11 protein-coding genes are annotated in these 10,733 nt (G+C 35.7%); all 11 read right to left on the bottom strand.

The window, feature by feature from the left end; all coding sequences use genetic code 11:
- Positions 1–212 precede the first annotated feature (212 nt).
- On the bottom strand, positions 213–1,355 hold the full coding sequence (locus AOQ57_RS02980) for a glycosyltransferase family 4 protein (RefSeq protein WP_235788996.1): 1,143 nt from the start codon (positions 1,353–1,355) through the stop codon (positions 213–215).
- Positions 1,356–1,378: 23 nt separating this feature from the next.
- Positions 1,379–2,821: an oligosaccharide flippase family protein gene (locus AOQ57_RS02975; protein ID WP_093625077.1), complete on the bottom strand. Its 1,443-nt coding sequence runs from the start codon at positions 2,819–2,821 to the stop codon at positions 1,379–1,381.
- Between the two features lies 1 nt (position 2,822).
- Entirely contained in the window at positions 2,823–4,007 is a 1,185-nt protein-coding gene (locus tag AOQ57_RS02970) for a hypothetical protein (protein WP_093625075.1), read from the bottom strand.
- A gap of 34 nt (positions 4,008–4,041) precedes the next feature.
- Complete coding sequence (locus AOQ57_RS02965; RefSeq protein WP_093625073.1) at positions 4,042–5,046, bottom strand: glycosyltransferase family 2 protein; 1,005 nt, start codon at positions 5,044–5,046, stop codon at positions 4,042–4,044.
- A 12-nt stretch (positions 5,047–5,058) separates the two neighbouring features.
- Positions 5,059–6,048 carry a glycosyltransferase family 2 protein gene (locus tag AOQ57_RS02960; protein WP_093625071.1) on the bottom strand — a complete coding sequence of 330 codons (990 nt, stop codon included), beginning with the start codon at positions 6,046–6,048 and terminating at the stop codon, positions 5,059–5,061.
- A 44-nt stretch (positions 6,049–6,092) separates the two neighbouring features.
- Positions 6,093–7,094, bottom strand: coding sequence for a stealth family protein (locus AOQ57_RS02955; RefSeq protein WP_093625069.1), 1,002 nt, complete (start codon positions 7,092–7,094; stop codon positions 6,093–6,095).
- Positions 7,095–7,098: 4 nt separating this feature from the next.
- Positions 7,099–8,166 (bottom strand): glycosyltransferase family 2 protein, encoded by a 1,068-nt coding sequence (locus tag AOQ57_RS02950; protein ID WP_093625067.1) that lies wholly within the window; start codon positions 8,164–8,166, stop codon positions 7,099–7,101.
- A gap of 157 nt (positions 8,167–8,323) precedes the next feature.
- Complete coding sequence (locus AOQ57_RS02945) at positions 8,324–8,818, bottom strand: glycosyltransferase (protein WP_093625065.1); 495 nt, start codon at positions 8,816–8,818, stop codon at positions 8,324–8,326.
- The gene (gene pssD, locus AOQ57_RS02940; RefSeq protein WP_093625063.1) at positions 8,819–9,268 is read right to left on the bottom strand and encodes a PssD/Cps14F family polysaccharide biosynthesis glycosyltransferase; all 450 of its coding nucleotides are present in this window, start codon (positions 9,266–9,268) and stop codon (positions 8,819–8,821) included.
- 10 nt (positions 9,269–9,278) lie between these two features.
- A complete protein-coding gene (locus tag AOQ57_RS02935) occupies positions 9,279–9,935 on the bottom strand; it encodes a sugar transferase (RefSeq protein WP_093625061.1) in 657 nt (218 codons plus the stop codon).
- A gap of 15 nt (positions 9,936–9,950) precedes the next feature.
- Complete coding sequence (locus AOQ57_RS02930) at positions 9,951–10,721, bottom strand: tyrosine-protein phosphatase (RefSeq protein ID WP_093625059.1); 771 nt, start codon at positions 10,719–10,721, stop codon at positions 9,951–9,953.
- Between the last annotated feature and the right edge of the window lie 12 nt (positions 10,722–10,733).

Raw genomic sequence — 10,733 nt, 5'->3', positions numbered from 1 at the left:
AAGGGTGTTATTAGTTAAATCATTGCAATTTTCATTTTAGAACTTGTTACTTTTGCTTGTAAAACCTACTTAGCATTACTGATATTCTAACTAGAAAGTAGGGGATTACGGAGGATACTATCCAAAAAATGGTGCACTAGGTTACTGCCAGTTTTCGATAAGAAGTAATTGCTACTTAGATGGCATGGTAACTTTGATACAAATCTAAAACTCTATTTACAAACTAACTCATTAATTATTTTATCAACATTTCGTCCCCATGCAAGCCAGCTATTACTCTCATCGTATACTTTTCGTGCACCCTTCGATAAAGTCGGTAAGCGATCATCATTAATCCATTCTTCAATTACCGATGCATAAGCTTGACCGTTAGCTTTTAATGGTAATCGTTCACCATTAAGACCATTCATAACGTAATTAGGGATTCCCCCAGTATCTGTCGTTATTATAGGCACCCCAAATGCTGATGCTTCATTAAATACAATCCCGGCACATTCAGCTCGTGTTGGCAAAATTAAAATATCTGCATTTTGCCATGCATCTAGGTATTTCTGATACTGGCTCTTATCTCTTTTATCAAAAAAACCTAAGTTATCAACAAAATCCAACCTAGATATCTTAGTATCTAAATTTTTTATCCCAACAATTGTTAATTTAACCTTATAACCGTCATTAATCATCTTTTGTGCTGCATCTACAGCGATTTGGCCTCCCTTTCGGACCCAATCAACCCCAGAAAAAAATAGATTAAATTGATCATATCTGGATTTAGTAGACTTACTTTTAACGTTAACTAAATCACTAATTGTTAAGTTAGCCCCAAATGGTAGAACTTTGCATTTATTATTTGAAATACCATAATCATTCACGGCAGAATTCCTTGCCCAATCAGAAGCAAAAATATTTACCGTTGCTTTATTTAATGCACGCTTTTCCACAAGTTTAGCTTCTCTAGTTGATCGTTTTGTAAAGTTAAACCAGTAATAATCGATCATTAACGGGACCGTCCCATCCGTATAATAAACTACGGGAACAGCTGTTTTAATTCCTGCAACGATATCTACTTGTCCTGGTATAAAGATAACATCGCAGTCATCAAGTTTAGCTAACGTTCGAACCTTTGACCAACTAGATAACCGTGAATGGGTAAATGAGCCATCACTTCCAAATATCAACTGGTATACCCGTCTAAAAAGCTTAGTAAACAAATTATTAGAACGGTAACTTACCCACCTAATATCATACCCCATATTTGATAGGGCTTCCCGTGTACTATAATAGGTTCCAGACCAGGCCTTTCGATCCTTAAATGGATCAACCGGTGATACATAACCGACCCTGATTTTTCTTTCCATTTAGACAAACACTCCTTTAAACATTACCCCTTACCTCTTTTTTTAAGAAGTTTTTTCCTCACAATCAGCAAAGCATCATCTACGATTGCTGGTCGTAATAGTAAAATTAAAAGAGCGTAAAGTGCAACTCCCACAAGAACTTCAAAAAGCATTGTAAAGATGTTGAAATAAATCGTGATGTTAAACCAAAATACAACAACAAACATTGCTAAACCAGCTATTAAGAATTTTGGAATATCCTTAAATAGTCGCTTCATATCAAGTTCTCGGTGAACAATTACTAGTTGGTAAAAAGCAACTACTGCTTCGGCAATTACTGTTGTCATGATTGCGCCATGTAATCCAAATAGATAGATTAACGGAAAACTAAGTAGCACACTTACGATGGCACTTGTTACTAATGTTTTTGTGTACTCATTTGTCCGCTTCATCGGTAGTAGATACTGAATTCCAATTGCGTTACTCCATGCAACTAACACAATGATAATCGATTCAATCATCATAACTGGACCAACTGGGGCAAAACCGCGGCCATAAAAGAACTTAGATAACTTTAATGCAATGCCCGCAACTCCGAAGGCCATCGGAATTGAAATAAAAGAGACAAAATCAAATGACTTGTACAGTGTCTTACGAACTGCCTCAACATTCCCATTAGCATACTCATTAGCTACGTGAGGTAAAATAACTGTTCCCGTGGCCGTAACAATCGCAATCACCATTTGAATTAGAGCGTCCGAGTTATTGTAGAATCCAGCCGCCGTTGCCCCAGAAAGTACCCCTAGAACTGTCTTGTTAAGTGTCAAATACACCTTTGTTGCAACTGATGGTAAGAAGAGAATTAGTGACTCTTTTAGGTGGCTGAATGGACGTAATTCATGGAATTTAACGGGAACTAGAATTTTTCGTAGTGACGGCCACAGGGTCAAATTACCAATTAACAGTGACATTCCAAGAATTATTACGTACTTCCAAGTGTCTTGGTAAGTATGAACGAAAGTAAAAATAAGAATTACAGAAATAGCTTTGACAATTGTATTTCTGGTTACGGTTACCTTAAAATTCTCTAAGCCCATATACAGCCAAGATATATCAACTGTTGATGCAATAATATTAATTACCTGTAGCCATAGTAAAAATGTATAGTGATGATAGAACCTAAGGAGTACCATAAAAAGCATCAAGGATATGATCGTCATACAAATTTTAATAATTTGAAGTTCCCAAAATGTTCGCGAAAGTCTTTGATGATCCTTACGAACGTATGCAACTTGTCGATCTCCATAATATGCAATCCCAATACTGGTAATTAGCGTAAACCAAGTAATGATGGAATAGGTATATGAGTACTGCCCAACTCCTCTAGGCCCAAGCGTCCGCGATACATATGGTGCCGTAATAATTGGTAAAATTAACGCTAACAATTGATAGCTAGCATTATAAAGATAATTTTTAATTACTTTCATACTATTTTTCAGGAGTAACATTTACAATGTTACTTTTTAAATTTAGAACATATGCTTTCTCGCTAAAGGCAACTCCACACCCAAGAAGAAAGGGATTAAACCATAGAAACATGAAATTCGGATCAAACATGTTGTATACAGCAATTAATACTAAAATGAGGGATAATAACAGGTCTCCTTGGCGATTAACTTTAACCATCAAAAATGTATAAAGAGCCAAAATTATTACTGTATATAATACCCCACTTTGAAGAAGACTTTGAACATACCCACTATCAACATAATCATAGGTATTAAATAGATTCATACTTCCGCGAGTAATAAAATGTATATTTTGTCCTAATAAATGTACCCCATACCTTAACATGCCCTCTCTAGCATAAAGTACTCGTCCATTTACTAAATTATTGACATACACTAATATATTCATCGGTGCATAGTTAACAAACCAAACCGTAAAGGTTGGTAGAACTAAAAATAATGAATTGGTTATAGCCTTATACAATTTACTTAATTGAAAGTTAGTCCTTTTTTTAGATACGATAATTATATCTATCAAAATAACTACTAGGGTTAGGGTAAAGGGGTTTTTAGTATATGCTTGCAAATAGATATATAGATTTGTTAGGAAAAGGCCGATAAATTCAAGTGAGGTTACCTTCTTTCCTCTAACATACAGGTAACCACTAACCCAAAAGAATAGTATGTGGGCTGGGTAAGCCGGATACAAAAAACCCATACTATTCCTTACCCTCCCAGTATCCCACAAAGTATACGAAGAAATAATGTGTAACTTCGAAAAGATGATCATAAAAATAATAATAATCCCAGAAGCATAAAGGAAGGGCTTGATGACACTTTTAAGGTCTGTATCCCGTGCCGATAACATTAACAACACGGATACCATACCTAATACACCATACGTATATTTAAAAGCAAAATACGATATAAATACTAAGACTACTGCTAAAATAAACTTAACCACATCTGAAATATATACCTTAACAGCTCTAGTATATTTATAAATTTCTTTAAATACTACTAATCCAATAACACTAATTAAAATTATTAGCCTATATTTTCCTAAATACGAATTAAAGGATGTTAGTAAGTGAGCTTCTACAAATAGAACATAAATAAAAATCGCAACTTGTAGTATTCCTGTACCAGTTATTTTTTTAGGCATACTGTTCTTCCTAGTTTATTATTTTTGGGGTACTTCAACTGTTCTGAATTACTTTGATTTTCGCAAATACAGTATAAAATTTACTATTCATTAATCCCATATCAATTATTTTACCTTTGACTGTTTGATCATCTAAATCCGGTAATTTCAAATTGTATGATTGTAATTTTTTAATTGCCAATAATAAATTCGTCCAATAGTCGTCTTTAAAACGATTTTGGGAAACTTTAGCATATTGAGATAAAATAAACTTTATCTGTCTCAACAATTTTGAAAGTAAAAGCCTATTCTTAGTAACACCTTTCACTTCCAATTGCTCTAAAATAGAGTTCCACCCCACTAAATAATCACCGATTACCTTTGGATCGACATCAGTTCTAGTGTTTCCAGGGCGATCTGTTAAATAATACGCTAATGCTTCATTTAGATAAGCAACCCTATTAGAATTTGCCAGACTTATTATGTATAATACAAAATCTGTAAAATTAACATGCAGTGGGAAAGTTATCCCCTTTAGGATTGTACTTCTAAATAGTTTAGCATGTGGTGAGGATAAGCCATTTGAGAAGCTCTGTATCCCATTTGATTGATCATAAACCACTTTAGGCTTAATTTTTGGATTTCCCTTAAATGTGTATACATAATCAATATCCGTTGGGTCACTACTATATACATTAAAGCGGTCCGCAACTGCGATATCTAACCGATTATCCTCTGCAAATGTATATAAATCACTGAGAGCATCTTCAGCCAACCAATCATCCGGATCGCAGACCAAAAGATACTTGCTCCTTACGTTATCAACACCATATTGCAAAACCGATCCGTAGCCACCATTCTCTTTTTCTATTAACTTTATTCGTGGATCCTTTTTACTATATTCATTGATAATCTTAGCCGAGTTATCTGGGGAGCCATCACTTACCGCCCAAACTTCAAAATCCTTAAATGACTGAGCCATTAATGAATCTAAACATTTAGTAATATATTTCTCAACATTATATACCGGTACCAGTACTGTTATTTTTGAATTACCCACTTATTTTCTCCACTATCTTCGCTTTCGATTAATTATTATTTTAACAATCCTGTCAAAATTTAGTTTTAGCAACCAATACTGTAGTCGTCGCTTCCCATGATTTGAATAAAAATTAGTATTAGGGAAATATTTTAGGCAGGCTCTTTTAGCTTGGCGGTATAAATCTAAGTTATTTTTTACTACACCGGCAACAAGAGCTGCCCAACAAAAATTACTTATTAGTTGGTTCATCCCTTTAGCTGTAACCTGCTCGTCTTTTAGACCACCTGCTAATTCTATAATTTTTTTAGATACTTCTATCGTATTATCGAGCTCCAATGAACTCATTCTTCTAACTGCATTATCACCATGGATGTAATATGAGTAATATGCCCTATCATTAACGTGAATTTTTATATTTTTATTGGTTGCTACTATTTGACAATAGACTAACTCATCTTCTCGATACGTAACCGATGGATCAAATCTGACGTCATTCCAAAGGCTTCTTTTACTAATATACGAAACGACATATCCATAAATTACCCCGTTAGCCAGTTCGTTAAAGTAATCACCAGGTGTCAAATACTTGTCGGCAAGTATCATATAATCAACCTTATCAATTGGATGTTGTGTTTTAGGGTTATCAATCTTAACTAAGGGAAAAATTTCGATATCTGTTTTATTTTGAACTATTTGCGTGTAATAGCCTTCAATAAATTGACGGTCTAATCGGTCATCCGCATCAGCAAACATAAGATAGTCGCCACGGGCCATTTCAATTCCGGTATTACGCGTAACTGAAACACCCTGATTTCTTTGATTAATATATCTAAAGCGACTATCAGTTGTTTGCTCTATAAAGTTAGTGATCCTATCGCCACTGTCATCACTAGATCCATCATTGATTAATATAAATTCAGCAGATTGAAACGTTTGACTTTTCAAGTCTAATAGTAATTCATTTAAAGTATTTGATGAATTATACACAGGTATAATTACTGATACCTTAGGATGATCCATTCCCTTATAGTCCCTTCCGATGTTTTGAAACACAACTGCCCATTTTATTTTTCAAATGCTGATTTTTCTGGAAGAATTTTCTGAAAAGCATTGTTAATTTGCCCTTTTAGCAACTCAAAATTTTTAATGCTACTACTGTCATTAAGGCAAACAACGTCCATCTTTTGTTTCTCAATTGTTTCAACGATCACGGATATATCTGTCTCTCCAATGGTAAAAATCTGTCCAATTGGTTTACTTGGATAAAAGTTTCCCGTAGCGATTTGCCAATAGTAGAAAAGGCTTTGGCAAAGGTCATCTTTAGTCCTAAAGCGGTGGCCTGCTGACTCACTAAGTGCCTGTCCTTCTTTTTCCCATACTTCATCCCAAATTGATTTTAGGAAAGGCCTTGCAACGTGGGTATCATGAAAACCCGTATAGTTCTTCCAAATTGATAGGGTTATATTTCTTAGGTTTTGAATTCCGTAAACAGTATTGAAATATTTACTACGAAATTTTCGATGCTGCTCTTTTTTATTAAAATAACGATTTATGATATCAACACAGTTAAGTAAGTGGTGTGGGTAAGCCGCTCCATCTCCCGTCGGGATAATTGCTTCTTCCAAACCCTGTCCACAAGGTAGTCCCCCTTTAAAAAAAGTCGCTTTATTAACAGGACGTAGTAGAAACATATCATCATTAAAATAAACAAATTTCTCTGCCAAACCTTTAATCTTATTGATATTAACTTCAATTGCAGTTGAATTAAAGGTCGGCAAATCTTTTTCAGGCATAATCTCATCGTGCCGAACAACATTAATTTTGGGATTTGATAAATCTAAAAAATTAGGTAAATGCCCATAGGTAACAAAGTGGATTTTACGAACCCATGGAGCAAACTTATCAACCGCTCGAAACCAATAACGCATATTCTCCCAGTCACGGAAACGTGAATCGTCATTATCTTCGGTACTTCTTCCTAATTGATCATACTTGGCTTTTTCCTGACGCCACTTAGGGTCATTATTATCTACCCATAAAACAACAAAATCGATTCCGTCTTCCATATGTTTACCTCATCGTACTTCTTTTTTTACTACTCCCCACTAAGAACTTAACCCTTCTTAGAAACTCCTTGGTTGCAAATAGGATAAGGATAAAATCAGGTATTCTTGTTCCCATCACAGTTGTAATTATCTTATCCTTTTTTGTCTTTGGAAGTTGTTCTTTATCTGCAATCTGTAACCAGTTTCTATGCTTATTAATAAACTGACTTACCATTGTCCTTTTCTCACGATATCCTACTTGACAACCTTTTTTATAAAAATTGCCAACGTACAGTGCTGTTAAATAGGACCCATAACTCATTCGATTTTTATAATAGGCTTTTGTAATTACTGGTTTGGTTGCCGTAAATTTTTTCCAAAATCTATATTGTTGCTCTAACGAATCTTCCAAGCCAGATACATAACTTTTGGATAATGATTCATCATTAATATTTTCAAAATGATAGATTGACGTTGTAACGTAACCAATTCGCTCACTGTACATCAAGAATTGATGTACGAAATAAAAATCTTCCCCGAGTTGCATCCCTTTAGGAAATCTAAGATCATTATTAGTTAAAATATCTTTCCGATACAGTTTCGCCCAAGACGACCAAAGATATAAACTATCATATAGTTTCCCCACCTCTTTTTCTGTCTGAGCAACCCTACTCTCAGTAACAAGACCTAATTTCTCAACTCGAGTGGAATTATGTTCTTTAACAGCACCACATACAAGATCTAGATGATAATCTTCCATCATCACTACGGTATCTTCAATAAAATTACTATCTAACCAATCATCAGAATCTAAAAATGTTAAATACTTACCTGTTGATTCTTTAATACCATGGTTCCTAGCTTCTGAAACACCAGCGTTTAGTTGATGAATAATCTTAACTCTAGAATCATTGTAATTATCAATTGATATTAATAATTGTTGAGTACTTTGTCTTGTTGATCCATCATCAATAATTACTAATTCAATGCTTTCATATGTCTGAGTTAGTACACTTTCGACCGCTTTTAACAATGATTTATCGGCATTGTAAACAGGAATGACCACTGACACAATGGTACTTTTTTTAGTCATTATATTTTATACTCCTATATTAAATTAAAGAAGATTACCCTAATAAATTCTCTTTAACGGTACCTTATAAGTGTTGATATTAACGATTTGCTGGTTTTCCCGATTACCATGGGTCGTAATAAAAAATATATGTATTATTACCATACCAAACAATCATTTAGATCATTTCATTAACTATCTTTTCTAAATCATTATTAAATTTAAGATTATTACTTTTCTCGCTAGTATTCATTCCCTTAATAAGTTTGTCATACTCCCTAATTGTCTGTCCCAAATTTTCAATATCATACACTGGGATGATATTATTCATTTTTTTGGCAATCAATTTAACAAAATCCACCTGATGATCATTAACATGTTCACTATATTTAAGTCTTCTAGGTACGACAATTGGTACCTTCCCATACTGCAAAGCCTCTATAAAACTAGAAGGTCCCCCGTGCGTAATTACAATTCGAGCCTCCTTAAAAGAATTTTGCATCTCATTATAGTCCATCATCGGATAGCCCTTACAATACTGTAACTTATAAGTACTAAAACCATATTGAACTATCACATCCTCCTTAATTACACCATTTCCCACTAAATTATCTATCGTTTTTACTAATCGATTAAATGGTTGTTCATGCGTTCCAACGGTTACAAAGATCATTTAAAAAATACTCCCTAAATTAATTGCCTTAGGATAGATCTTTTTCATTTCTTCCCACTCAACAATAAAACGATCTGCAATCGGATAAACCAACTTTCCTGTTATCGTCGGCTTATTGTAGCGATCAAATACTTCAATATAGATAACCTTAGCTCCCATTAATTTACCTATGTAAAAAAATGGAACGGCAACCGCGGCTCCACTCGAAATGATCACATCTGGCTTTTCTTTTTTCAAAAACTTAATAGCTAAAATTGTATTCCTAATTAAGTTTTTTAAATTTCGATTAGTTGGATAGTAACAAGGATACACTCTCTCCCCTTTTAATTTACTACGTGCATCCTCTTTATCAAAAGTAACCCAGAAGCGATCCTTGTTTTGCCAAAAAGGCTTTAACATATACAGGTGGGTTAGGTGCCCCCCACTTGACCCTACTAAACATATTTTCATTTTATTTCCCCTATGCCGTTTTATTCGGTACAATCATAATCTTAATCGTTCTTAAAATTAAAATGAAGTCATAATGTAGACTCCGCTTTTCTAAGTACATTAAATCAAGATTCACCATTTCGCTAAAACTAGCACTACTCCGTGACGTTACTTGCCATAAGCCAGTGCAACCAGGCTTAGCCATTAAACGTAATAAATCATGGTCAGTATATTGCTCAACTTCCTTTGGCAGTGGCGGCCGTGGACCAACCAGACTCATATCCCCAATTAATACGTTCCAGAGTTGTGGTAGTTCATCTAAACTGTACTTCCGAATGACTTTCCCAACTTTAGTAACTCGCGGATCATTTTGCATTTTAAACATGGCGCCTTCAATTTCATTTTGAGCCATCAACTCTTCTTTCAACTCTTTGGCATTAGTTACCATTGAACGAAACTTCCACATCCGAAATGGCTTTCTCCCTTTTCCAATTCGGATTTGCGAGTAAAAGACAGTTCCTCCATCATTTAATTTAATTAATAGAGCCAGAATAAGAAATAACCAGCTTAACAAAATTAATCCAGTCCCACTCAAAATAATGTCAGCTAATCGCTTAAAAAAACGGTATATTACCCGTGAATTTGGCCGTTGATTGACTAACGGTCCTGTTTCTTCTTTCATTTCCATACTTCCTCTACCCTTTTAAAATAACCAAAACCTACGTTTTCTCTTTAACGGTTGCCAGTTCATTTGGACCGGTTCACCGTTGATTAACCGTCGGGCATTGCGACGGTAATATTCTGCTAGGCGGGGGCTAAAGTCCCGCGCCATCTTTGTTAACCCTTCGTTTAGCTCGTAGTCGCGCCGAGCTAAAGCGTGGGCGTCAGACGCAAAGATCGTTCCCTGCCCCGCCTCAATTAGACGAGTCGTCAAGTTTTCAATCTTCTTACCAAAGGTCCCCATGTAGGAGGCAGCCGTTAGCTGGGTTAGGCACCCTTGTTCTAAGAAGGGAGCCAACCGTTCTGGATTGTCCAAAATCTCCGCATTCCGCTCTGGATGAACGATAATCGGGGTAATCCCCCGCTGGGTCAGCTCAAAAACTAGCTGCTTGGCAAAGGCGGGAATCCCGCCGCTAGGCATTTCCAATAGAAGGTACTTCCCGCCCTCATCAACGTACAAAAGATCATCGTTATCATAAGCGGGTAAAACTCGGTCGCTAACCCGGACTTCCTGACCTGGAAAAACGGTGAGGGGAATTTTTGCCTCTTCAAGGGCTGCTTGAAAGGCATTCGTTGCTGCAATTACGTTCTGCTTGTGGTTAACGTAATGGCCGTTCAAGTGGTGCGGGGTCACTAAACAGTGACTCACCCCATCGGCCACCGCTTCTTGTGCTAGCCTCAAAGAGGTTTCCATATTCGGTGACCCATCATCAAGGCCTGGTAAGAGGTGGCAGTGCAAGTCAATCAGCCCCATTAAGTTTTCCCC

Origin of the sequence: Limosilactobacillus gorillae (genome assembly GCF_001293735.1) — a bacterium.
Lineage (GTDB): Bacteria > Bacillota > Bacilli > Lactobacillales > Lactobacillaceae > Limosilactobacillus > Limosilactobacillus gorillae.
This window is presented reverse-complemented; position numbering and strand designations above follow the sequence as displayed.

What these genes read in the sequence shown, in the direction of transcription:
- AOQ57_RS02980 (WP_235788996.1), bottom strand. Translation starts at nt 1,355, where the DNA reads ATGGAAAGAAAAATCAGGGTCGGTTATGTATCACCGGTTGATCCATTT.
- AOQ57_RS02975 (WP_093625077.1), bottom strand. Translation starts at nt 2,821, where the DNA reads ATGAAAGTAATTAAAAATTATCTTTATAATGCTAGCTATCAATTGTTA.
- AOQ57_RS02970 (WP_093625075.1), bottom strand. Translation starts at nt 4,007, where the DNA reads ATGCCTAAAAAAATAACTGGTACAGGAATACTACAAGTTGCGATTTTT.
- AOQ57_RS02960 (WP_093625071.1), bottom strand. Translation starts at nt 6,048, where the DNA reads ATGGATCATCCTAAGGTATCAGTAATTATACCTGTGTATAATTCATCA.
- AOQ57_RS02955 (WP_093625069.1), bottom strand. Translation starts at nt 7,094, where the DNA reads ATGGAAGACGGAATCGATTTTGTTGTTTTATGGGTAGATAATAATGAC.
- AOQ57_RS02950 (WP_093625067.1), bottom strand. Translation starts at nt 8,166, where the DNA reads ATGACTAAAAAAAGTACCATTGTGTCAGTGGTCATTCCTGTTTACAAT.
- AOQ57_RS02945 (WP_093625065.1), bottom strand. Translation starts at nt 8,818, where the DNA reads ATGATCTTTGTAACCGTTGGAACGCATGAACAACCATTTAATCGATTA.
- pssD (WP_093625063.1), bottom strand. Translation starts at nt 9,268, where the DNA reads ATGAAAATATGTTTAGTAGGGTCAAGTGGGGGGCACCTAACCCACCTG.
- AOQ57_RS02935 (WP_093625061.1), bottom strand. Translation starts at nt 9,935, where the DNA reads ATGGAAATGAAAGAAGAAACAGGACCGTTAGTCAATCAACGGCCAAAT.
- AOQ57_RS02930 (WP_093625059.1), bottom strand. Translation starts at nt 10,721, where the DNA reads ATGGGGCTGATTGACTTGCACTGCCACCTCTTACCAGGCCTTGATGAT.